This window comes from Bradyrhizobium sp. BLXBL-01 (genome assembly GCF_051853025.1).
Classification (GTDB): domain Bacteria; phylum Pseudomonadota; class Alphaproteobacteria; order Rhizobiales; family Xanthobacteraceae; genus Bradyrhizobium.
In genome coordinates, this window is sequence record NZ_CP182471.1 from 242,421 (window position 1) to 263,194 (window position 20,774).

At 65.3% G+C, this 20,774-nt stretch carries 22 protein-coding genes and 1 tRNA gene; 12 read left to right on the forward strand and 11 right to left on the reverse strand.

The annotated features are described in order from the left end of the window. Positions 1 to 4: 4 nt before the first annotated feature. The 4 genes from pheT to rpmI form a co-directional block, all read right to left on the reverse strand. The gene (pheT, locus tag ACNJYA_RS01160) at positions 5 to 2,413 is read right to left on the reverse strand and encodes a phenylalanine--tRNA ligase subunit beta (RefSeq protein WP_439401877.1); all 2,409 of its coding nucleotides are present in this window, start codon (positions 2,411 to 2,413) and stop codon (positions 5 to 7) included. After that, positions 2,410 to 3,492: a phenylalanine--tRNA ligase subunit alpha gene (gene pheS / locus ACNJYA_RS01165; protein ID WP_439401878.1), complete on the reverse strand. Its 1,083-nt coding sequence runs from the start codon at positions 3,490 to 3,492 to the stop codon at positions 2,410 to 2,412. The genes pheT and pheS overlap by 4 nt, the downstream gene beginning before the upstream one ends. Positions 3,493 to 3,708: 216 nt before the next feature. Further along, positions 3,709 to 4,068 carry a 50S ribosomal protein L20 gene (rplT, locus tag ACNJYA_RS01170; protein WP_027550107.1) on the reverse strand — a complete coding sequence of 120 codons (360 nt, stop codon included), beginning with the start codon at positions 4,066 to 4,068 and terminating at the stop codon, positions 3,709 to 3,711. 79 nt (positions 4,069 to 4,147) lie between these two features. Further along, a complete protein-coding gene (rpmI, locus tag ACNJYA_RS01175; RefSeq protein ID WP_008539890.1) occupies positions 4,148 to 4,348 on the reverse strand; it encodes a 50S ribosomal protein L35 in 201 nt (66 codons plus the stop codon). 273 nt (positions 4,349 to 4,621) lie between these two features. On the opposite strand from rpmI, the gene ACNJYA_RS01180 reads away from it, so the two are divergent. Then, positions 4,622 to 5,026 (forward strand): hypothetical protein, encoded by a 405-nt coding sequence (locus ACNJYA_RS01180; protein ID WP_439401879.1) that lies wholly within the window; start codon positions 4,622 to 4,624, stop codon positions 5,024 to 5,026. A 65-nt stretch (positions 5,027 to 5,091) separates the two neighbouring features. Here ACNJYA_RS01180 and infC read toward each other — a convergent pair whose 3' ends face one another. Beyond that, positions 5,092 to 5,631, reverse strand: a complete 540-nt coding sequence (gene infC, locus ACNJYA_RS01185; RefSeq protein ID WP_080134054.1) for a translation initiation factor IF-3 — start codon at positions 5,629 to 5,631, stop codon at positions 5,092 to 5,094. Between the two features lie 249 nt (positions 5,632 to 5,880). Here infC and ACNJYA_RS01190 point away from each other — a divergent pair, with 249 nt between their 5' ends. Together ACNJYA_RS01190 and ACNJYA_RS01195 are read left to right on the forward strand one after the other, a co-directional pair. Further along, entirely contained in the window at positions 5,881 to 6,669 is a 789-nt protein-coding gene (locus tag ACNJYA_RS01190; protein WP_439365097.1) for an alpha/beta hydrolase, read from the forward strand. A 141-nt stretch (positions 6,670 to 6,810) separates the two neighbouring features. Further along, a complete protein-coding gene (locus ACNJYA_RS01195) occupies positions 6,811 to 7,299 on the forward strand; it encodes a nuclear transport factor 2 family protein (RefSeq protein ID WP_439401880.1) in 489 nt (162 codons plus the stop codon). A 91-nt stretch (positions 7,300 to 7,390) separates the two neighbouring features. Here the strand turns inward: ACNJYA_RS01195 and ACNJYA_RS01200 are convergent, their stop codons facing one another. Continuing rightward, a complete protein-coding gene (locus ACNJYA_RS01200; protein ID WP_439365099.1) occupies positions 7,391 to 8,188 on the reverse strand; it encodes an acyl-CoA thioesterase domain-containing protein in 798 nt (265 codons plus the stop codon). Here ACNJYA_RS01200 and ACNJYA_RS01205 point away from each other — a divergent pair. Continuing rightward, positions 8,178 to 8,375 carry a hypothetical protein gene (locus tag ACNJYA_RS01205; protein ID WP_439401881.1) on the forward strand — a complete coding sequence of 66 codons (198 nt, stop codon included), beginning with the start codon at positions 8,178 to 8,180 and terminating at the stop codon, positions 8,373 to 8,375. The two genes, ACNJYA_RS01200 and ACNJYA_RS01205, sit on opposite strands and share 11 nt — an antisense overlap. On the opposite strand, the gene queG is transcribed toward ACNJYA_RS01205, so the two are convergent. Together queG and ACNJYA_RS01215 are read right to left on the reverse strand one after the other, a co-directional pair. Next, entirely contained in the window at positions 8,372 to 9,547 is a 1,176-nt protein-coding gene (gene queG, locus ACNJYA_RS01210) for a tRNA epoxyqueuosine(34) reductase QueG (protein ID WP_439401882.1), read from the reverse strand. The two genes, ACNJYA_RS01205 and queG, sit on opposite strands and share 4 nt — an antisense overlap. Then, a complete protein-coding gene (locus tag ACNJYA_RS01215) occupies positions 9,496 to 10,188 on the reverse strand; it encodes a glutathione S-transferase family protein (RefSeq protein WP_212257801.1) in 693 nt (230 codons plus the stop codon). The genes queG and ACNJYA_RS01215 overlap by 52 nt, the downstream gene beginning before the upstream one ends. A gap of 169 nt (positions 10,189 to 10,357) precedes the next feature. Between ACNJYA_RS01215 and ACNJYA_RS01220 the strand changes: the two genes are divergently transcribed. The 3 genes from ACNJYA_RS01220 (at position 10,358) to ACNJYA_RS01230 (ending at position 13,400) form a co-directional block, all read left to right on the forward strand. Continuing rightward, a complete protein-coding gene (locus ACNJYA_RS01220; protein ID WP_172789490.1) occupies positions 10,358 to 11,164 on the forward strand; it encodes an undecaprenyl-diphosphate phosphatase in 807 nt (268 codons plus the stop codon). 166 nt (positions 11,165 to 11,330) lie between these two features. Further along, the gene (locus ACNJYA_RS01225; RefSeq protein ID WP_439401883.1) at positions 11,331 to 12,656 is read left to right on the forward strand and encodes an FAD-binding protein; all 1,326 of its coding nucleotides are present in this window, start codon (positions 11,331 to 11,333) and stop codon (positions 12,654 to 12,656) included. 3 nt (positions 12,657 to 12,659) lie between these two features. After that, positions 12,660 to 13,400 carry an SDR family oxidoreductase gene (locus ACNJYA_RS01230; RefSeq protein WP_439401884.1) on the forward strand — a complete coding sequence of 247 codons (741 nt, stop codon included), beginning with the start codon at positions 12,660 to 12,662 and terminating at the stop codon, positions 13,398 to 13,400. 60 nt (positions 13,401 to 13,460) lie between these two features. On the opposite strand, the gene ACNJYA_RS01235 is transcribed toward ACNJYA_RS01230, so the two are convergent. Next, positions 13,461 to 14,426 (reverse strand): complex I NDUFA9 subunit family protein, encoded by a 966-nt coding sequence (locus ACNJYA_RS01235; protein ID WP_439365103.1) that lies wholly within the window; start codon positions 14,424 to 14,426, stop codon positions 13,461 to 13,463. Positions 14,427 to 14,577: 151 nt separating this feature from the next. Between ACNJYA_RS01235 and ACNJYA_RS01240 the strand changes: the two genes are divergently transcribed. After that, positions 14,578 to 14,664 (forward strand) — tRNA-Leu (locus tag ACNJYA_RS01240). Between the two features lie 160 nt (positions 14,665 to 14,824). Here the strand turns inward: ACNJYA_RS01240 and ACNJYA_RS01245 are convergent. Together ACNJYA_RS01245 and ACNJYA_RS01250 are read right to left on the reverse strand one after the other, a co-directional pair. Beyond that, entirely contained in the window at positions 14,825 to 15,361 is a 537-nt protein-coding gene (locus ACNJYA_RS01245) for a lysozyme inhibitor LprI family protein (protein ID WP_260381510.1), read from the reverse strand. Positions 15,362 to 15,409: 48 nt separating this feature from the next. Further along, positions 15,410 to 16,675, reverse strand: coding sequence for an MFS transporter (locus tag ACNJYA_RS01250; RefSeq protein ID WP_439401885.1), 1,266 nt, complete (start codon positions 16,673 to 16,675; stop codon positions 15,410 to 15,412). Positions 16,676 to 16,984: 309 nt separating this feature from the next. On the opposite strand from ACNJYA_RS01250, the gene ACNJYA_RS01255 reads away from it, so the two are divergent. The 4 genes from ACNJYA_RS01255 to ACNJYA_RS01270 all read left to right on the forward strand — a co-directional run bounded on the left by ACNJYA_RS01255 (position 16,985) and on the right by ACNJYA_RS01270 (position 20,589). Further along, positions 16,985 to 18,262, forward strand: coding sequence for a UbiA family prenyltransferase (locus ACNJYA_RS01255; protein WP_439401886.1), 1,278 nt, complete (start codon positions 16,985 to 16,987; stop codon positions 18,260 to 18,262). 110 nt (positions 18,263 to 18,372) lie between these two features. Further along, a complete protein-coding gene (locus tag ACNJYA_RS01260; RefSeq protein WP_260373487.1) occupies positions 18,373 to 18,987 on the forward strand; it encodes a ribonuclease D in 615 nt (204 codons plus the stop codon). Positions 18,988 to 19,150: 163 nt separating this feature from the next. Beyond that, positions 19,151 to 19,882: an LPS export ABC transporter periplasmic protein LptC gene (gene lptC, locus ACNJYA_RS01265; RefSeq protein WP_439401887.1), complete on the forward strand. Its 732-nt coding sequence runs from the start codon at positions 19,151 to 19,153 to the stop codon at positions 19,880 to 19,882. 5 nt (positions 19,883 to 19,887) lie between these two features. Next, positions 19,888 to 20,589, forward strand: a complete 702-nt coding sequence (locus tag ACNJYA_RS01270; RefSeq protein ID WP_439401888.1) for an LptA/OstA family protein — start codon at positions 19,888 to 19,890, stop codon at positions 20,587 to 20,589. Positions 20,590 to 20,774: the final 185 nt, after the last annotated feature.

Here is a 20,774-nt window from a genome sequence, read left to right on the forward strand (position 1 = left end):
GGCGTCATGCTCGCAAAACGCCGCCGATCTTCTTGGTGACCTCGGCCACGATCTTGGCGCCGACGGCCTCGATCTCCTGATCGGTCAGGGTCTTCTCGCGGGGCTGAAGCGTGACCGCGATCGCGATCGACTTCTTGCCGTCATCGATGCCCTTGCCCTCGTAGACGTCGAAGACGTTGACGCCCGTGATCAGCTTCTTGTCGACGCCTTGCGCGGCGCGAACGATGTCGCCGGCCTTGACGCCGCGGTCGACAATGAACGCGAAGTCGCGCGACACCGGCTGGAACGCCGAGAGCTCGATCAAGGGCTTGGCGCGCGTCGGCTTCTTCTTGGCCTCGGGGATGCGGTCGAGGATCACCTCGAACACGACAAGCGGCCCGTCGGCGCCGAGTGCCTCGAGCGCTTTGGGGTGCACTTCGCCGAAATATCCGAGCACGTTCTGCGGCCCGATCTGGATCGTGCCGGAGCGGCCCGGATGCAGCCAGCCGGGACCACCCGCCACGATCTGCAGCGCCTGCATCGGCGCGCCGGCGGCCGCCAGCACCGCCAACGCATCGGCCTTGGCGTCGAACACGTCGGCCTGCGCCGAACCGGACCAGTGCCGTCCGAGACCTTCAGACGAAGCAAGGCCGCGGCGCACGCCACTCGCCGCCATGAACTGGTCCTGCGGGCGATCGCCCTTGAACACCTGGCCGACCTCGAACAGCGCGACATCGCCGAAGCCGCGATCGGCATTGGCCTGCGCCGCCGCGATCAGGCCGGCGAGCAGGGTCGGGCGCATGTCGGAGAGATCGGATGCGATCGGGTTCGCCACTTCGAGCTCGCGCTGTCCGCCGCCGAACAATTCGGCGGCAGGTTTTGCGATGAACGACCAGGTCACGGCTTCCACCATGCCGCGGCTCGCGAGCGCGCGCCGCGCGCGGCGGGTGCGCAGCTGCAGCGGCGTGAGCACCGGCTTGCGCGGCTCGTCGCCGCGCTCGAACGGCGTCATCGGCACCTTGTCGACGCCGAAGATGCGGACGATCTCCTCGACGATGTCGGCCTTGCCGTGCACGTCGGAGCGCCACGAGGGCACCGCGACCTTCACCACCGGGCCCGGACCCGCCATCATGAAGCCGAGATGGGTCAGGATGCGCTTCATCTCGACCTGCGGCACCTCGATGCCGGAGAGGCGCTTCACCTCCGTGACCGGGAAGTCGATCACGCGGTCGTCGGCGAAGGCTTTGCCGACCACGACTGTTTCGGACGGCGTGCCGCCGCACATCTCCATCACCAGCTTGGTCGCGAGCTCGACGCCGGGCACCATGAAGGCCGGATCGACGCCGCGCTCGAAGCGGTAGCGCGCGTCCGAATTGATGCCGAGCTTGCGGCCGGTCTGGGCGATGTTGATCTCGTTCCACAGCGCCGATTCGATCAGCACGTCAGTCGTGTTCTCGTCGCAGCCCGAGGCTTCGCCGCCCATGATGCCGGCGAGCGATTCGACGCCATGCTCGTCGGCGATCACGCAAATGGCGGGATCGAGATTGTAGGTGCGGCCGTCGAGCGCCAGCAGGCTCTCGCCCTCGCGCGCGCGGCGCACGACGAGATTGCCCTTCACCTTCCTGGCGTCGAACACGTGCAGCGGGCGCGCACGGTCGTAGGTCATGAAGTTGGTGATGTCGACCAGCGCGTTGATCGGACGCAGCCCGATCGCGGTCAGCCGCTTCTGCAGCCATTCCGGCGACGGTCCGTTCTTGACGCCGCGCACCAGGCGGAGCGCAAAACCCGGACAGAGCGTGGCATCCTCGACCGTGACCTTCACGGGGCAGGGGAATTCGCCCTTGATCGGCTTGATCGTAGGGTCCTTGAACCTGCCCATGTCGGCGGCGGCGAGATCGCGCGCGATGCCATGCACGCCGGTGCAGTCCTGCCGGTTCGGCGTCAGGTTGATCTCGATCACGGGATCGCCGAGCCCGGCCCATTCGGCGTAAGCCGCGCCGATCGGCGCGTCCGCCGGCAATTCCATGATGCCGTCATGGTCGTTGGAGATCTGCAGCTCGGCCGCCGAGCACAGCATGCCGCGGCTCTCGACGCCGCGAATGGTGCCGACGCCCAGCGTGATGTCCTTGCCGGGAATGTAGGTGCCGGGCGGTGAGAACACGCTGACGAGGCCTGTACGCGCATTCGGCGCGCCGCACACGACCTGCACCGGCGCACCACCGTCGCCGGTATCGACCATGCAGACCCGCAGGCGATCCGCATTCGGATGCTGCTCGGCCGAGATCACCTTCGCAATGGTGAACGGCTTCAGCGCCTTCGCCTTGTCCTCGATGTTCTCGACCTCGAGCCCGATCATGGTGAGCTTGTCGGCGAGCTTGTCCAAAGGCTCGTCGGTCTCGAGATGATCCTTCAGCCAGGAGAGGGTGAATTTCACGTGCTCAGCCCTCCGGCAAGCGTTGGTACTTCGAGCGGCTTGAAGCCGTAGTGGGACAGCCAGCGGACGTCGCTGTCGAACAGCTGGCGCAGGTCGGCGATGCCGTATTTCAGCATGGCGATGCGGTCGATGCCCATGCCCCAGGCAAAGCCCTGGTACTCGTCGGGATCGATGCCGCAGGCGCGCAGCACGTTCGGATGCACCATGCCGCAGCCGAGGATCTCGAGCCAATCCTCGCCCTCGCCGAAGCGGATCTCGCCCTTGTCGCGGCGGCACTGGATGTCGACTTCGAGCGACGGCTCGGTGAACGGGAAGAACGAGGGCCGGAAGCGCATGTTGATGTGGTCGACCTCGAAGAACGCCTTGCAGAACTCGTGCAGGATCCATTTGAGGTGGCCGAGATGCGAGCCCTTGTCGATGACGAGGCCTTCGACCTGGTGGAATTGCGGCGTGTGGGTCGCGTCCGAATCGATGCGATAGGTGCGGCCCGGGCAGATCACGCGGATCGGCGGCTTCTGGCTCAGCATCGTGCGCACCTGCACCGGCGAGGTGTGGGTCCGCAGCAGCATGCGCGAGCCGTCCTCCTTCGGATGGAAGAAGAACGTGTCGTGCATCTCGCGCGCCGGATGGCCTTCCGGAAAATTCAGCTTGGTGAAGTTGTAGTCGTCGGTCTCGATATCAGGGCCTTCGGCCACCGAGAATCCCATGTCGGCGAAGATGGTGGTGAGCTCGTCCCAGACCTGGCTCAGCGGATGGATGCGGCCGGCCTCCGCCGCCGTATCGCGCAGCGGCAGGGTGACGTCGACGGTCTCGGACGCCAGCCGCGCATCCAGCGCGGCCGACTTCAGCACGTCGCGTCGCGCCGCAAGCGCCTGGCTGACGTCGTCCTTGGCCTGGTTGATCGCCGCGCCTTGCGTCTTGCGCTCGTCCGGCGACATCTTGCCGAGCGTGGCGAGCAGCGCCGAGATCGAGCCCTTCTTGCCGAGGGCTGCAACGCGCACGGCCTCTAACGCAGCCTCGTCGGCAGCCGCGGCGATGTCGGCGATGATCTGGGCTTGGAGCTGGGCAAGATCGGTCATGGCAATCCCTTTTGGCCAGGATGCTGAGCCGATGATCCTAGCCCGTCACGCCCGGCCCAAAAGCGCGAAGCGCGTCTTCGCGTTAGATTCGCCGGGCATCCACGTCGGAGAAGTGTGCTTGCGCGAGAGATGACGGCCGGGGCGATGAAGCGCGAGACGCGCCTCTGCCCGGGCCATCACAAGCTCAATGCTGCGCAAGTTGCGCAGTTGGGCGGCTTACGCCGCCAGCGCGGCTTTGGCCTTCTCGGCGATCGCCTGGAACGCGGCAGGCTCGCGGATCGCGAGATCCGACAGCACCTTGCGGTCCACGGTGATGCCCGACTTGGCCAAGCCGTCGATAAATCGGCTGTAGGTCAGGCCGAACGGACGGACGGCAGCGTTGAGGCGCTGGATCCAGAGCGCGCGGAAGGTGCGCTTGCGACGCTTGCGATCGCGGAAGGCGTATTGCTGGGCCTTCTCCACGGCCGGCTTGGCGGCGCGGATGGTGTTCTTGCGGCGGCCGTAGAAGCCCTTGGCGGCCTTGTAGACTTTCTTGTGCTTGGCGTGGGCGGTCACACCGCGTTTGACGCGAGACATGACGAAATCCTTCAGAGATGACTTTGGTTATCGGATCGCCGCGCGGACGCGGCAGGGATGGCAATGATCGTGGACGCGATCAGGCGTTCGGCAAGAAGTACTTCTTGACGTTGTCGCCGTCGGTCTTGAACAGCACGCGGGTGCCGCGGAGCTGACGGATCTGCTTCTTCGTCCGCTTGATCATGCCGTGACGCTTGCCGCGCTGGGCGTGCATCACTTTGCCGGTTGCAGTCACCTTGAAGCGCTTTTTAGCGCCCGATTTGGTCTTCAGCTTGGGCATTTGGCTCTCCTAATGGCCACAGAGATCCGCCCGCGAAGGCGGCTGGACCGTCAAAAATGCTCGTTAGAGCGTTGATTGTGCTCAGGTTTTGCGAACGAGCGCGAAACCCGCACGAGACACCGCCACGGCAGCCCGTAAATCAGCCGGGCGATGAAGGCTGGGCTTATGACAGAGCACAGGCCAATTGGCAACGATGAACCGCCGAAACCACCCCGCCGACTATTGGACGCTGCTACCCTCATGTCCAAGCCTTCTCGCTGAAGCAGGTCCAAAATGGCTCATTTCCCGCAATTTCTGATTTCACTGGCCGATTTCGCTCGTCCGCGCCGTCTGGCGCTGTTCGCCGTGCTCGCCGCGGCTGCGCTGCCTCAGGCCGCCGATGCCCGCGCCGGCCGCTATGACGGCATCTGGAACGTCACCTTCGCCACCACCCGCGGCAATTGCAGCTCGGGCTACAGCGTTCCCTTCACCGTGACAGGCACCCGCGTCTCCTCCGCCGGCGGCGGCCGGGTCTCGGGCCGGGTCAACCGTTCCGGCGCTGTCGCCGTGCAGGTCTCGGTCGGCGCGTCCCACGCCAGCGGCGGCGGCCGGCTCGCCCGCGTGAACGGCGCCGGGTCGTGGAAGGGCATCATTTTGGGCGACCAGTGCAGCGGCACCTGGCAGGCGACGCGGACCTGATACACAAACGGCCCGCCGGGGATCCGGACGGGCCGTTGCATTCTCAAGTCCCGAAGCGTTGCGCGTCAGCGCGGCGCCAGCACCATGACGACCTGGCGACCTTCGAACCGCGCGTCCTGCTCGACCTTGGCGAGCTCGGCGACGTCGGTCTTGATCTTGTCGAGCAGCTTGGTGCCGATCTCCTGGTGCGCCATTTCGCGGCCGCGATAGCGCAGCGTGATCTTGACCTTGTCGCCCTCTTCGAAGAACCGCTGCATCGCGCGCATCTTCACGTCGTAATCGTGATCGTCGATCATCGGACGGAGCTTGATCTCCTTGATCTCGACGGTCTTCTGCCGCTTGCGGGCTTCCGCGGCTTTCTTCTGGGCGGAATACTTGTACTTCCCGTAGTCCATGATCTTGCAGACGGGAGGGCTGGTATTCGGCGAAATCTCGACCAGATCCATGCCAGCTTCCTGGGCCATCCGGATGGCGACGACCGTTTCGACCGTGCCCTTGTTGTCACCGGTCTGGTCGATCAGCTGGATCTGCGCATTGCGGATATCATCATTGATGCGCGGCCCGTCTTTGCTGGCAGCGGGCGGAGCTTTATTAGGACGGCGAATGGGTGGTTCTCCAAAGTTGTGAAAGAAGCGGCTATTTTGAAGGAAGATGCGTTTGCGGGCAAGCAAGTCGCTGGTACGAGGCGCGAAAAACCCTCAAATGCGAGGCATTTTGGTCACGGCCCTCGGCACGCTGACCGACATAGACACCTTGCCTCTGTTCCGCAAGCGTCCCAAAGGACCAATAGCGATGCCGGTCGTCTTCGGAACAGGTCCGGACAGCTCAAACCGCACAGCCAGAGTAAACGTTCCATGACCGACGCAATTCCCGATGCCGCGCTTGAGTTCATCGATGTGGACGAAGGGCCGTCCGCACGCCGGATCGCGGTGCGCCGCCGTCCCGGAAAAGGCCCCGGCCTGGTCTGGCTGGGCGGCTTCAAGTCGGACATGCAGGGTGGCAAGGCCGTGGCGCTGGATGCCTGGGCCCACGAGCGCGGCCGTGCTGTGGTCCGGTTCGACTATTCCGGTCACGGCGAATCCAGCGGCGATTTCGCCGACGGAACCATCGGCAGCTGGCTCGAGGACAGTATTGCGGTGTTCGAGCGCTTTTGCGACGGCCCGCAAATCCTGATCGGCTCCTCCATGGGCGGCTGGATGGCGCTGCTGCTCGCCCGCGAGATCAAGAAGCGTGCCGGCAAAGCGTCGCTCGCAGGGCTCGTGCTGATCGCGCCGGCGCCCGATTTCACCGAAGAGCTGATGTGGAAGAATTTCTCGCCCGCGGTGAAGAAGGAGATCGAGACCAGGGGCTTCTGGCTGCGCCCGTCGGAGTACGGCGACGGCACGCCCTATCCGATCACGCGGAACCTGATCGAGGAGGGGCGCAACCACCTCGTGCTCGGCAGCGCCATCGATCTCGGCTGCCCCGTCCGCATCCTGCAGGGCGCGAAGGATCCCGATGTGCCGTGGCAGCATGCGTTCGCGCTCACCCATCGCCTGCCGGCCGACGACGTCGTGCTGACACTGATCCAGGACGGCGATCACCGCCTGTCACGCCCGCAGGACATTGCGCGCATTCTTGCCGCGGTGGCGGAGATCGGGTGAAGTTGCAGTGCTCGCTGTCATTGCCCGCGAAGGCGGGCAATCCAGTATTCCAGAGGCCATCGTGCTTAAGCCGAGAAGCCGCGGCGTACTGGATGCCCCGCCTTCGCGGGGCATGACAGAAACGGGAAGGGAGAAACGTCAATGACGACCACCACCGTCATGCTGCGCGCGTTCTGCGACGCGGTCGAGCAACGCAACGGCAAAGCCTTCGCCGAGCTGTTCACCGAGGACGGCGTCTATCACGACGTCTTCTACGGCGCCTTCGCCGGCCGCGCGAAGATCGCCGCGATGATCGACGACTGGTTCTATCGCACGGCGACGGATTTCCGCTGGGACATGCATGACCCCGTCACCGACGGCACCACGCTCTATGCGCGCTACACCTTCAGCTACAAATCGACATTGCCGGAAGCGAACGGCGCGCGCGCGATGTTCGAGGGCGTTGCGATCATGACGCTGAAGGACGGCAGGATCGCGAGCTATCATGAAGTCGCCAACACCGCGCCGGCGTTTGTCGACTTGAGATTTGCGCCGGAGCGGATCGCGAAGATCGTTGCAAAGCAGGGCGCCGAGCTCAAGGCGCGGCCGGAGATGCAGCGGCATCTAGCCGTCATTCCGGGGCGCGCGTAGCGCGAACCCGGAATCCATTCCTCCACCAACTCTGCCGTCCGATGGATTCCGGGCTCGTGACTTCGTCACGCCCCGGAATAACGGCAGTGAGCTAACGCTTCGACGGATTCGCCATCGGTTTGCGCTGCGCCAGCGCGGCCACCGTCGCGGTGCCGATCGGGCCCGCTTCGTCATGGAGCCAGCATTCGCCGATCGCGACGCCGTCGGTGGCGTGGTGGTTCACCACCTCGAAGCCGATCCACTCCGTCACCGGCAGGCGGTGCAGATAGATCGTGACGTCGCTGTTGATGTAGCCGAGCCCCTGGTCGCCGGCATTGGCAAACGGGCTGGCAAAATCGGCGCCGGTGGCGACATGGACGAACGGTGTCATCGCGGCGCCGGCGACGAGCTCGCGCACCTCGCTCATCCACAGCCGGCGCGGCCCCAGCGAGCCCATATGGCCGACGATGGGGCGCGTCGCCCATTTGCCGTTCATGCCGAGCCGGGGATCGGTCGGCTTGGGAATGTCGGATGGTTTCGGCGCATCCCAGTTCGGCGGCGACCACACATTGCCATCGGGATTCTGCGTCTTGCGCAGCAGCTGGCACGAGGCGCGCGCCATGCTGACGCCGCCGGAAAGAAACTCCGCCTCGACCACGCGGATGCGCAGTCCATCGCGCACCAGGCGCGTCCTCACCTCGATCGGCTTGTCGATGGTCGGCAGCCGGAACATGTCGACCGTGAGCCGCGCCGGCACGAATTCGGGCCCGGAATGGCGCTCCTCGATGACGAAGCCGAGCAGGCCGATGATGACGCGCCCGTGCAGCGATTTCGGATCCCATGGACCGTTGGCGACTTCCGTCGGATGGAATGTGTCACCCTCCCGGGTGAAGAAAGGCATGTTTGTCATGACGCGCGAGATTGCGGGAACGCGCGGGGAAATCAAGGGTGGTGAGGGCGTGTGTGCTCACCATACAAAAGGTGTCATCGCCCGGCCTGACCGGGCGATCCAGTACGCCGCGGCGGTTGTGGTTGAATCGACAGGCCGCGGCGTACTGGATTCCCCGCTTTCGCGGGGAATGACAGCAGAGAATTAGGACGCAGCCCGCCACTCCTCACGCACGCTATCGTCGTGCTCCTTGCGCGCAGCAGCAGATCTCATCGCCTCAAACTCTTCTCGTGACACCAACTGCCCCAGCGCCCACACCGCCGCCCCGCGCACCAGTGGGCTTGAGTCATCGAGTAACCGCCGCGCCTCGTCCGCCAGTGCCGCCTCGCCTGAGTTGCCGATCGCAATCAGCACATTCCGCAAGAACCGGTCGCGCCCGATGCGCTTCACCGGCGACTTCGTGAACAGCGCACGAAACGCGGCATCGTCCAGCCGTGCCAGCTCGGCGAGATCAGGCGCGCGCAATTCGTCGCGCGCGGCGAGCTTGGCCTCGCGCCCCTCCTGCGCGAACTTGTTCCAGGGGCATGCCGCGAGGCAATCGTCGCAGCCATAGATGCGATTACTGATAGCCTTGCGAAACTCGTGCGGGATCGGCCCTTTGTTCTCGATCGTGAGATACGAGATGCAGCGCCGCGCATCGAGCTTGTAGGGCGCGGGAAAGGCCGCGGTCGGGCAGATGTCGAGACAGGCCCGGCACGAGCCGCAATGATCGATCTCGGCGGCATCGTGCGGCAGATCGAGCGTGGTGTAGATCGCACCGAGAAACAGCCACGAGCCGAACTCGCGCGAGACGAGGTTGGTGTGCTTGCCCTGCCAGCCAAGGCCCGCGGTCTGCGCCAGCGGCTTTTCCATCACCGCCGCAGTGTCGACGAACACCTTCACGTCCGACGGCGCGGTCGCCACCAGCCAGCGCGCCAGCGCCTTCAGCCGCTTCTTGATGATGTCATGATAGTCGTCACCTTGCGCATAGACCGAGATCGCCGCGCGCGTGCGCTGCTTCAGGACCGCGAGCGGATCGGAGTCGGGACCGTAATTGACGCCGAGCATGATCACGCTGCGCACGTCGGCCCACAGCCCGCGCGGATCGACGCGGCGCTCCGGTTGGTTCGCCAGCCAGTCCATGTCGCCATGGCCGCCCGAGGCGATGAATTCGAGGAAGTATTTTCCGGCCGCATCGATCGTGCCCGGCGCGGTGACGCCGATGCAGTCGAAGCCGAGCGCGTGCGCTTCGCGCGCCAGCGCCGCCTTCAGCTCAGTCGGGTCGGAGCTCAGAAATCCAGGTCCACATAGGTCCGCGACGCCGGCACGCCGGCCAGCCATTCGCTCAGCAGCGGACGGAACGACGGGCGGGATTTCACCCGCGCGTACCACGCCTTTGCTGCGTCGTCCTCGCTCCATGGCACGTCGCCCAGATAGTCGATCGCCGAGAGATGCGCCGCGGCGGCGAGATCCGCGTAGGTGAGCCGGTCGCCGGCGAGGAAATTGCGCGTCTGCGCCAGCCAGCCGATATAGGCCAGATGATAGCGCACATTGGCTTTCGCTGCGCGCATCACGTCCGCCGAAGGCGGGCCGCCGCCGTTCTCCTCGCTCATGAAGCGCTTGTAGATCCGCTCGGTGACGAGCGGGTGCGAGACCTCCTCGAAGAACTTTTCGTTGAACCAGGCCATCAGCCGGCGCACCTCGACGCGCTCGAAGGTGGTCTCCGGCATCAGGCGCTTGACGCCCATCCCCGCGCCATAGGCCTCGTCGACATATTCGGCGATGATGGCCGCGCCCGGGATCGGCGGCTGTTCCTCGTCCACCAGCACAGGCGTGGTGCCGGCCGCATTCAGCAGCAGAAACGCCTCGCGCCGCTCCCAGCTGCGCTCCTCGACCAGCTTCAGGTCGAGCCCGTATTCACCCACGATCAGGCGGATGAAGCGCGAATGCGGGCAGAACGGATGATGAAACAGCGTAAACATGAAGCCTTTGACTATTTGATGGTGCTTAAGAATCCATCAATGTTTGTGCGGCGCCACACTAGCCCTTCAAAACCGCGAAGCAAGGGCGTGATGTCGCATTTTGCGATTGCGGCATGGGGGCGAATAGGCGAGAAGAGCCCCGCTTTTCCAGCCGAAATGGACCGTAAATATGTCAGACGCAATACGGGCAGTGATCCTCGGCATCATCGAGGGTGTGACCGAGTTCCTTCCCGTATCCTCGACCGGCCACCTCCTGCTCGCGGAGCGCTTCTTCCATCTCGGCGAAGGTGCGTTCTGGGATTCGTTTACGGTCCTGATCCAGCTGGGCGCGATCCTCGCGATCGTGGGGCTCTACTTCAGGAAGCTCTGGGATGTCGTGATCGGCCTGTTCACGGGCGATGCCTATGCGCGCCGCTTCGTGATCGGCGTGCTGGTGGCGTTCCTGCCGGCCGTGATCGTCGGCCTCGTCGCCGGCAAATACATCAAGACCCTGCTGTTCAATCCGTGGGTCGTGTGCTTCACGCTGATCGTCGGCGGCGCCATCCTGCTCTGGGTCGACAAGCTCGATCTCAAGCCGCGCGAGCACGACGCCACCAAGTTTCCGCTCTTGATGTATCTCTATATCGGCATCGCGCAGTGTGTGGCGATGATCCCGGGCGTGTCGCGCTCCGGCGCCAGCATTGTCGCTGCGATGCTCTTGGGCGCCGACAAGCGCGCGGCGGCGGAGTTCTCATTCTTCCTCGCCATCCCCACCATGATCGGCGCGTTCGCCTACGATTTCTACAAGAACCGCGCCGAGATGACGATGGATCACATGAACATCGTCGCGATCGGCTTCGTGGTCTCGTTCATCACTGCTATCATCGTGGTGAAGACGTTCCTGACCTACGTCACCCGCCACGGCTTCGTGCTGTTCGCCTGGTGGCGCGTCATCGTCGGCACGCTCGGCCTGATCGCGCTGGCATTGGGCAGGTAGGCATCTGATCGGACAATGCTGGCCGAGGTTCTCGGTTCACCTCTCCCCGTCGGGGAGAGGTGGGCATCGAGACTCCGGATGGCTCACGCCTTCAACGCAATATAAGCTTTTGACCGGTACTCAGTTTCGGAATGCAGGGCGGCGCGCCCGGCACAGGAGCTGAACGATGACCCTCGTCAGCGGCTGGGGCCGTTTCCCGGTCGTCGATAGCGACGTGCTGCGGCCGCGGTCGTTCGAGGCCGTTGCTGAAGCCATGGTGTCCGGCACCGTGGCGCGCGGCAATGGCCGCGCCTATGGCGATGCCGCGATCGGGGCCGTCAGGACCGTCGCGATGACGGGCTTCGACCGCATCAGGTGGTTCGATCCGGCGAGTGGACGCATCCGCCTCGAGGCTGGCGTGCTGCTCTCGGATCTCATCGACACTTTCGGCCCGCGCGGTTTTCTGCCCTTCGTGCTGCCCGGCACGCGCTTCGTGTCGATCGGCGGCGCCATCGCCGCCGACGTGCACGGCAAGAACCATCATTGCGAGGGCGGCTTCGGCCGTTACGTCGACAGCATCCTGCTGCGCACGGGCGAGGGCGAGACCATCGAGGCCTCGCGCGAGCAGAACTCCGATGCATTCTTTGCCACAATCGGCGGCATGGGTCTGACCGGAATCATCCTCGAGGCGACGCTACGGCTGCGCAAGGTCGAAACGGGATGGATCCGCGAGCGCGTGATCTCAGCGTCCGATCTCGATGCGGCGATGCGCGCGCTCGATGCAGGCGATGCCGCGACCTATTCGGTGGCCTGGATCGATTGTGCCGCGCGCGGCAAGGATCTCGGCCGCTCGCTGATCTATCTCGGCGAGCACGCCGGCAAGGACGAGCTTCCTGCCGGTGCCGCCGCGTTTCCTGCCGGCAAGGATCCCGGTCTCGGCGTCCCCATCGATTTGCCCTCGATGACGCTGAACCGCTTCAGCATCCGTGCCTTCAACGAGCTGTATTACCGCATGGGCGCGCGCCGCGCCGGCCGCAGCCATGTGGTCTCGCTCTATCCTTATTTCTTCCCGCTCGACAGCATTGCCGACTGGAATCGCATCTACGGCAAGCGCGGCTTCCTGCAGCATCAATGTGTGATCCCGGAAAACGGTGCGCGCGCCGTGCTCGGCGAAATCCTCGATCGCGTCGCGCGGCGCGGCGATGCCTCCTTCCTCGCGGTGCTGAAGAAGCTCGGCCAAGGCGACGGCATCCTGTCGTTTCCGCTGCCCGGCTACACGCTGGCGCTGGATTTCCCGGTGCGGGGCGACATCCTGAATTTTCTCGACGAGATCGATCGCCTCGTCGTCGAGGCCGGCGGGCGGCTTTATCTCGCCAAGGATGCGCGCCAGTCGCGCGAGACGCTCAATGCCGGCTATCCCGCGCTGTCGCGCTTCAACGCGATCCGCAAATCGCTCGATCCCGCCGGCAATATCCGCTCCAAGCTTTCACAACGTCTGTTTGATGAGGTCTAGGCCGTGACGTCGCGCAAGTCTGTACTGGTCCTGGGTGGCTCATCCGACATCGGCCGCGCCGCGGCGCGCGCCTTCGCCAAAGCGGGATACGATGTGGGGCTCGCCGGCCGCGACCTCGCCGCGCTGGAGCCCGACGCCGCCGATCTGCGCGCGCGCTACAAGGTCGAGGTCGGCCTCCACACGTTCGACGTGCTCGACACCGCCTCGTTCGAAGGCTTCGTCGCCGGCCTTCCCGCGCTGCCCGATGTCGTCATCTCGATCGTCGGCCTGCTCGGGGTGCAGCAACAGGCCGAGAGCGATCTCGGCCACGCCACCGCGATCATGCGCTCCAACTACGAGGGCCCGGCGCTGATCCTTGGCCTGTTCGCGGAAAAGTTCTTGAGCCGCGGCAGCGGCACGCTGGTCGGCGTGTCCTCGGTTGCCGGCGATCGCGGCCGCGCCTCGAACTATGTCTATGGCTCGGCGAAGGCCGGCTTCTCCGCCTTCCTGTCCGGCCTGCGCGCCCGCGCCAGCCGGGGCGGCGTCCACGTCGTCACGGTCAAGCCCGGCTTCGTCCGCACCAGGATGACCGAAGACATGAAGCTGATCGGTCCGCTCACCGTCGAAGCCCCCGTCGTCGGCGCTGCGATCCTTCGCGCCGTCGAGAACAAGACCGATATTGTCTATGTCAGCGCCAAATGGCGCCTCGTGATGCTGATCATCAAGACGTTGCCGGAAGCGGTGTTCAAGAAGCTGAAGTTTTGAGGCCGTTGCCCTCACCCGCCGCTTCGCGGCGACCTCTCCCGCAAGCGGGAGAGGTGAAACTCACACGCTCATGCGCTGGAACTGACCGGCCGCGCGGAAGCGCCAGAGATATTGCGGGGCGATCGCTTCCAGCGAATCGGGCGTGATGCCGAGGCCTTCCAGCGTCAGCCCGGCGGCCTTCGCCGCATCGGACACGACATTGTCGCGCTCGAGCAGCGTGACCTGGTCGGGCGTCAGCTTGAACGCGCCCGGTGCGAATTGCAGGAAGTTGGCCTGGAAGCGGGCGAGGCCGAACGACAGCGGCACCAGCATCCGCTTGCGGTCGGTGATTTCGAGGATCGCCTCGATGATCTCGCGCATGCTCAGCACTTCCGGCCCGCCGAGCTCGTAGGTCGCGCCCGCCTTGGCCTTGCCGTCGGCGGCATCCGCGATCGCGCTGGCGACGTCGCCGACATAGACCGGCTGCATCTTCGTCTCGCCGCCGATCAGCGGCAGCACCGGCGACATCCGGGCCAGTGCGGCAAAGCGGTTGGTGAACTGGTCCTCGGGGCCGAACATCACGGAGGGGCGGAAGATCGTGGCGGCGGGAACCGCGGCCAGGACCGCCGCTTCGCCGGCCGCCTTGGCCCTGGCATAGCGCGAGGGCGATTGCGCATCGGCCCCGATCGCCGAGACATGCACCAGCTGGGCCCCGGCGGCGGCGGCCGCCTTGGCGACGGTCTCGGCGCCCTTGGCCTGGACGGCGTCAAACGTCTGCGCGCCGCCCTCGGTGAGGACGCCGACGAGGTTGATCACGACATGCGAATCACGCAGCGCCGCCTCGACCGAGGCCGGATAGCGCAGATTCGCCTGCACATTGTGGACCTGCCCGACCCGGCCGAGCGGCTGGAGATATCCGGCGAGTTCCGGCCGCCGCACCGCGACCCGGACCCGGTAATCCCGCTTGCACAGGGCGCGGACGACGCTGCGGCCCAAAAACCCCGATCCGCCGAAAACCGTGACGAGCGTGTCCAGATTCGATGCCATGGGAGCCGTTCCTGCGGAAAAGAGTGCGTCGTGTCAGGCTTGTATCGGGCCGGTTTGCGATGCGCAATCGGCATCCCGAGCCCGGCCTCACGCATGAATTGACAACGGCGTCACCGAACCGTAGTAACCGCCTCCGTGCCCCAAACGGCATGCCCAGGTGGTGGAATTGGTAGACGCGCTGGCTTCAGGTGCCAGTGGCTTAACGGCCGTGAAGGTTCGAGTCCTTTCCTGGGCACCATCCCTTGCTCAAGCGACTGAAATCGCTCATCCGCAGGACATCGAGCTGCTGACCGGTCCACGACTCCGAAGCACAGCGCTCATGGCGCGCCGAATGGCCGTCGTCGCCACGTCGGAAGATGCCGGCAAGGCCGGTGACCCCGAGCCCCCCCTAGGAGGCCTCAGTGCTCGTTGACCGCAGCGCCGAGCTTGATCAGGCTCAGCGAGCGGTTCGCGGTCTCGCGCAGGCGGCAGTAGCTCGCGCCGCCCCGGTACATGCCGGGGTCGACGTTGTCGAAGACCGCGCAGAGGCGATCACGCGACGCGGCGAAAATTTTCTGCGAGTCATTGACCGCCTTGATCGCGTCGGCGAACCCGCCGGCCTGAACCTTCTTCAGCGCCTCACTGGTTTTCTGCGTCCAGACGGCGAGTTCGCGCGCCGCGCAGGCCTTCCATCTGGCGACATCGTCATTCGCGCCCTCTGCCGCCTTGATGCAGGGGTCGGCGACGAGCCCGACGCAGGTGCCGCCGAAACCGCCGGTTTTCTCCACCTTCTTCAGGCAGGCATCGATCACGGCAAGGTCGGCTGGCGCGGTGCTTTGGGTGGTGTCTTGCGCGAAAGCCATCGATGCCAGCGTGAGGCCTGCGGCGAGGATCGCGGCGGCAAGTTTGAATTTCACTGGAAATCTCCGTTCGCGCATCGATGCAACCTTGGTCACCGAAGGCCCGGCGTGGGTTCATCCGAATGTGGAGCAGGAGCCGCTCCCTCACACCACCCGCTTCCCCGTCCGCTCCGCCACCGCCTTCTGCACGAAATACATCATCACCAGCGTGACGATCGTCGTGGTCACGACGACGTAGCCGATCCGGTCAAAATGGAGCAGGGCGCCGTCCGCGCCTTGCGCGATGATCGCAGCCGCGAGCACCGAGCCGAGTCCGCCGGAGAGCTGCTGCAGCGAAGCGCTGACCGCGCTGAACGAGCCGCGCTGGCTCGCATCGGGAATCGCCGACATCAGCGCCTGCGACGGGATCATGCGCGAGAAGATGCCGACGAACATCAGCACGTTGACCAGAATCGCGGTCGCGAGCGAGACGTGGCCGAGATGGGTGTAGATCAGCACCATGAGGACGGTCATGGCGCAGCCGAACACGAAGGTCGGATATTTGCCGAAGGCGTCGCTGGCGCGGCCGACCAGCGGCCCGGTGACGATGCTGAACAGGCCGGAGACGAGATAGATCGTCGGCAGATGCGTGATGTCGATGCCGAGATTATGCACCGTGTAGGCGCTGGAGAACGGCATCAGCATGTACCCGCCCGTCGCCAGCAGCGTCGTGACGGCGAAGGCCAGCGTATAGCGCGGCTCGCCGATGGTCGCGACCAGATGGTGGAACGGGTTTCTGTCCTGCTTCAGCTTCAGATGCGCGTCGACCGGCTCCATGGCGAAGGCGATGATCGCGATCGTCACGATCGACAGCACGACGATCGCGACGAAGCAGACATGCCAGCTCCAGTGATTGGCGAGAAACAGGCCGGCGGGAATGCCGAGCACCTGGCTGGCGGCGAACGCGGTCTGGATGATTCCCATCACGCGGCCGCGCATCTGCAGCGGAAACAGGTCGGTGATGATGGCGAGCACGACCGCGCCGATCACGCCGCCGAACAATCCGGTCACGATCCGGCCGATCAGCAGCACATGGTAGTTCGGCGCCACCGCGCACAGCAGCGTGCCCAGCGCGAAGCCAACATAGAAGAACAGCAAGAGGCGCTTGCGATCGAAGCGATCGGCAAAGCCGGCGGCGAGGATGCCCGACACTCCCGCGCTGAACGCGTAGGCCGACACCGCGACGCCGAACTGCCCCGCCGTGATGTTGAGCGACGGCATCAGGATGGCGCCGAGCGGCGACATGATGATGAAATCGAGGATGATCGTGAACTGCGTCAGCGCCAGCAGCGCGATGAGGAGCGCCTGGTAGCGCGAGAATCCGCGCGGGCGCTGGTCGTCGATCGGCGCAGCGAGCGTTTGTTCGGTCATGGCATCTGATTCACGGTGGGGAGCCCCGTGGAGGGAAATTGGCAGATAGGGTGGGCGGGGACGATGTCCACGGCGCGGAAAGCAAAAGTTTCTGCCGGGACAGGAAGCTCGCGGCGGATTGTGGGATCCGGGCAACAGCGCCTGGGGCGGAAGCCGTCCCCACCTCTCCAACCGAATTAAGCCGCCTTTAGCGAATGTTCCCATAGGGTTGGCCGTCCATTTCCTGCTCCCCGGCCGAATTGCCGGTCATGTCGCGGCAAGTCAGAGCGTTTTCCGATGGAGCAGCGTGCCTCCCAGTATGATCCTGGCGTGTCCGAGCCGTCGGCGGCCCGGACCCTCGTCATCGACCTCGAAGGCGCCCTGTTGCGGTCCGAGCTGCTGTTGGAGGCGCTGTTCTCCAGCCCCGGCCGCCTGCTGGCGCGCTTCGGCGCGGGCGGACGGGCCGGGATGGCGGCGCTCACGAAGATCCTGGCGCGGGCGGAGATCGATTACGCCCATCTGCCCTATGATTCCGATGTGATGAACCGGGCGCTGGCGGCACGGGCGCGCGGGGCGAAGATCTATCTCGTCGCGGATCGGCTCGCCGCTCATGCCGCGGCGATCGCAGCGCATCTCGGCTTCGATGGCGTCGTCACGTCGGCCGATCTCGCCGCGGGCAGCGTGCCGTTCGATCGTGCCTCCATTGCGCGCATCGAAAATCGCGAGGTCCGCAGAGCTGACCTCGCCACCTGGGTGAAGGCGCTGCGGGTCCATCAATACGCCAAGAACACGCTGGTGTTCGTGCCCGCGCTCACGGCGCATCAGCTGAGCCTTTCGGCGCTGGGCTACGCGCTGCTCGCGTTCCTGGCGTTCTCGGTCTGCGCCTCGGGCGCCTATCTGATGAACGATCTGCTCGATCTCGCCGCCGATCGGCAGCATCCGACCAAGCGCCACCGCGCGCTCGCGGCCGGCGACTTGCCGATCTCGTCGGCGCTGTCGGCCGTTCCCGCATTGTGGTTGTTCGCGCTCGCAGCCAGCCTCTGCATCTCGCCGCTGTTCCTCGGCGTGCTCGGCCTCTATCTCGTCACCACGATCGCCTATTCGCTCGCGCTCAAGCGCAAGATGCTGGTCGACATCGTCACGCTCGCCGGCCTCTACACGCTTCGCATCGTCGCCGGCGCCGTCGGTGTCGGCGTGGTGCTGTCGGAATGGCTGTTGATCTTCTCGCTGTTCGTGTTCACCTCGCTCGCCCTGATCAAGCGCTTCAGCGAGCTCAGCATGCGCGAGAGCGCGGGCCTCGCCGATCCCGCCAACCGGGACTATCGCGTCACCGACCTTAACGTCATCGCCGCGATGGCGGCGGCGAGCGCCATGAACGCGGTGACCGTGTTCTCGCTCTACGTCTCGTCCTCGGCGGTGACGCCGCTCTACAGCCGGCCCTGGATGCTGTGGCTGCTCACGCCGCTGCTGCTGTACTGGTTCGGCCGTGCCCTGATGATGGCGCATCGCCGCGAGATGCCGGACGATCCGATCCTGTACGCTTTCCGGGACGGTCCCAGCCGCATCGCCGTCGCGGCGATGGTCTGCATCATGCTCGCCGCGATCTGACCGGCCCGCAAGGTCGCGGCCGCCGCTTGCGTGACCTGCTGCGACTGGCTACATCGCGATCCATTCGACTAGCCTATGATATCGACGCACCGATTCGACCCGAGGTTTTCATGACCGTACGCCTGCACCGCGGCGACCTGCCCGACCTGTCCCGCTACACCGGAGCGGTGGCGATCGACACCGAGACCATGGGGCTGAACCCGCACCGCGACCGGCTCTGCGTGGTGCAGCTCTCGCCCGGCGACGGCAGCGCCGACGTGGTGCAGATCCCCAAGGGCCACACCGACGCGCCGAACCTGAAGGCACTGCTTGCCAATCCGGCGGTCACGAAGATCTTCCATTTCGCGCGGTTCGACGTCGCGGTGCTGTACCAGACCTTCGGCGTCATGACCGGGCCGATTTATTGCACCAAGATTGCCTCCCGCCTGACCCGCACCTACACCGACCGCCACGGCCTCAAGGACCTCGTCCGCGAGGTGCTCAACATCGACCTCTCCAAGCAGCAGCAGTCCAGCGACTGGGGTTCCGACAGCCTGACCGAGCCGCAGCTCGCCTATGCCGCCTCCGACGTGCTGCATCTGCATGCCTTGCGCGAGCGGCTGGATGCCATGCTGGTGCGGGAAGGCCGCAGCCAGCTGGCGCAGGCCTGTTTCGACTTCCTGCCGACCCGCGCCCTGCTCGACCTCCAGGGCTGGGCGGAAGAGGACATTTTCGCGCATTCCTGAACGCCCGGCGCGGCGATTGGCCGGGCCTTGCCGCCCCGTTTCGGACACTTTCGTAACGGCCTGTCGCCGGCTGCATATTTGGGCGGCGCCGGATAGAATGGGGTGCCCCCCTCGACCGGACACGGCGAGCTCCTCGTCAGGAGCCAGGCAAGCAGGAACCCAGGTGAATTCGGCCCAGAATCCCACCTACGACGCCGCGCTCGCGGCCAAGTTCGCCAGCGCGGCGCGCCACAGCCGCCTGGTGCGGATTCTGCGCATCGCGGTGCCGGGTGCGGTGCTGCTGTCCCTGGCCGCCATCGTCGGCGTCTCGATTTTCAATCCGTTCCGCATGCTGTTGCCGAAGCTGCCGGTCGATAGCGGAAATCTGGTGGTGTCGGGCACCAAGATCACGATGGAATCGCCGCACCTCGCCGGTTACACGCCCGACCAGCGGCCGTACGAGCTCTGGGCCAAGACCGCGACGCAGGACATCACCGATCCCGATCATGTCGATCTCAACGACCTGCGCGCGAAGGTGCTGATGGAGGATCAATCGACCCTGTTCCTCGACGCCCGCACCGGCCGCTTCGACAACAAGCAGCAGCAGCTCGATCTGCGCAAGGACATCTTGCTGCGCACCTCGACCGGCTACGAGGCGCGCCTGAACTCGGCCTTCGTCGACATGGGCAAGGGCACGGTCTCCTCGGACGAGCGCGTCGACGTCAAGCTGACCAACGGCACGCTGAGCGCGGATCGCCTGCGCATTACCGAAGGCGGCGACGTCATCCGCTTCGAGGGCAATGTGGTGATGCATCTGGACAAGCTGGATGAGCCCGCCGCTGTTCAGCCTGCACCGCCCGAGCCTGCGCCGACGAAGACACGCACGCCTCAGAACAAATCTGCCAATTCGAAGTGATTTTCATGATGACCTGTTTTCCGCGTGACGCTGTTGTCAGCAAGGCCGCGCTCGCAATCGGCCTCGCCCTGCTGGTCACGGGTGCGGCGCTTGCGCAGAGCACGATGCAGGGCGTGCCCAATGCGATGCAGGGCTTTTCGCAGAACCGCGATCAGCCGATCCAGATCGAAGCCGCCTCGCTCGAGATGCGCGACAAGAAGAAGGAGGCCACCTTCGCCGGCAATGTGAAGGTCGTGCAGGGCGACACCACCATGACCTCGAAGACGCTTGTGGTGTTTTACGAATCGGGCGGCGGCGACAAGCCGGCCGCGCCACAGCCCGCAGCGAAAGGCGCGAAATCGGCGCCGATGCAGTCGGCGCAGCCGGGTCCGGGCGGCAGCTCCTCGATCAAGCGGCTCGAGGCGCGCGGCAATGTCGTGGTCACCCAGAAGGACCAGGTCGTGACGGGCGAGACCGCCGTATTCGACACCAAGACCAACCTCATCACCATGCTCGGCGGCGCGGGCGGCCAGGTGGTCCTGACGCAGTGCAAGAACGTGCTGCAAGGTGATCGGTTGGTGGTCGACATGACCACAGGCGTCTCACGGGTGGAATCGGACAGCGGCAAGGTGCGGGGCCTGTTCGACCAGAACAGCAAATGCGGTACGCAGGCCGGTCCTGGCGCAGGTCCAGCCCTGCCTTTGCCCGGCGCAAGTAAACCGAAATAGATTCAACAACTTGTCTCGGGTGCTCGCGATCCGAGGTTGAAGCTTGGCGGGCGAGCCTGTATCTAGCGCGATAGGCTTTCGAAGCGGGGTCCGCCGCTTTTCGGGCGTGTTTCACTGGGCATGAGACACCCCTTCACCCATGCTGCGTCAGCGAATCGGTCAGGCTGGCGCGGCAGATCGCGCGG

Excerpts from the sequence above, each read along its gene's own strand:
- pheS (WP_439401878.1), bottom strand. The coding sequence starts at position 3,492 with ATGACCGATCTTGCCCAGCTCCAAGCCCAGATCATCGCCGACATCGCC.
- rplT (WP_027550107.1), bottom strand. The coding sequence starts at position 4,068 with ATGTCTCGCGTCAAACGCGGTGTGACCGCCCACGCCAAGCACAAGAAA.
- rpmI (WP_008539890.1), bottom strand. The coding sequence starts at position 4,348 with ATGCCCAAGCTGAAGACCAAATCGGGCGCTAAAAAGCGCTTCAAGGTG.
- ACNJYA_RS01180 (WP_439401879.1), top strand. The coding sequence starts at position 4,622 with ATGGCTCATTTCCCGCAATTTCTGATTTCACTGGCCGATTTCGCTCGT.
- ACNJYA_RS01190 (WP_439365097.1), top strand. The coding sequence starts at position 5,881 with ATGACCGACGCAATTCCCGATGCCGCGCTTGAGTTCATCGATGTGGAC.
- ACNJYA_RS01195 (WP_439401880.1), top strand. The coding sequence starts at position 6,811 with ATGACGACCACCACCGTCATGCTGCGCGCGTTCTGCGACGCGGTCGAG.
- ACNJYA_RS01205 (WP_439401881.1), top strand. The coding sequence starts at position 8,178 with ATGTTTGTCATGACGCGCGAGATTGCGGGAACGCGCGGGGAAATCAAG.
- ACNJYA_RS01200 (WP_439365099.1), bottom strand. The coding sequence starts at position 8,188 with ATGACAAACATGCCTTTCTTCACCCGGGAGGGTGACACATTCCATCCG.
- queG (WP_439401882.1), bottom strand. The coding sequence starts at position 9,547 with ATGGCTGGCCGGCGTGCCGGCGTCGCGGACCTATGTGGACCTGGATTT.
- ACNJYA_RS01215 (WP_212257801.1), bottom strand. The coding sequence starts at position 10,188 with ATGTTTACGCTGTTTCATCATCCGTTCTGCCCGCATTCGCGCTTCATC.
- ACNJYA_RS01220 (WP_172789490.1), top strand. The coding sequence starts at position 10,358 with ATGTCAGACGCAATACGGGCAGTGATCCTCGGCATCATCGAGGGTGTG.
- ACNJYA_RS01225 (WP_439401883.1), top strand. The coding sequence starts at position 11,331 with ATGACCCTCGTCAGCGGCTGGGGCCGTTTCCCGGTCGTCGATAGCGAC.
- ACNJYA_RS01235 (WP_439365103.1), bottom strand. The coding sequence starts at position 14,426 with ATGGCATCGAATCTGGACACGCTCGTCACGGTTTTCGGCGGATCGGGG.
- ACNJYA_RS01250 (WP_439401885.1), bottom strand. The coding sequence starts at position 16,675 with ATGACCGAACAAACGCTCGCTGCGCCGATCGACGACCAGCGCCCGCGC.
- ACNJYA_RS01260 (WP_260373487.1), top strand. The coding sequence starts at position 18,373 with ATGACCGTACGCCTGCACCGCGGCGACCTGCCCGACCTGTCCCGCTAC.
- ACNJYA_RS01270 (WP_439401888.1), top strand. The coding sequence starts at position 19,888 with ATGATGACCTGTTTTCCGCGTGACGCTGTTGTCAGCAAGGCCGCGCTC.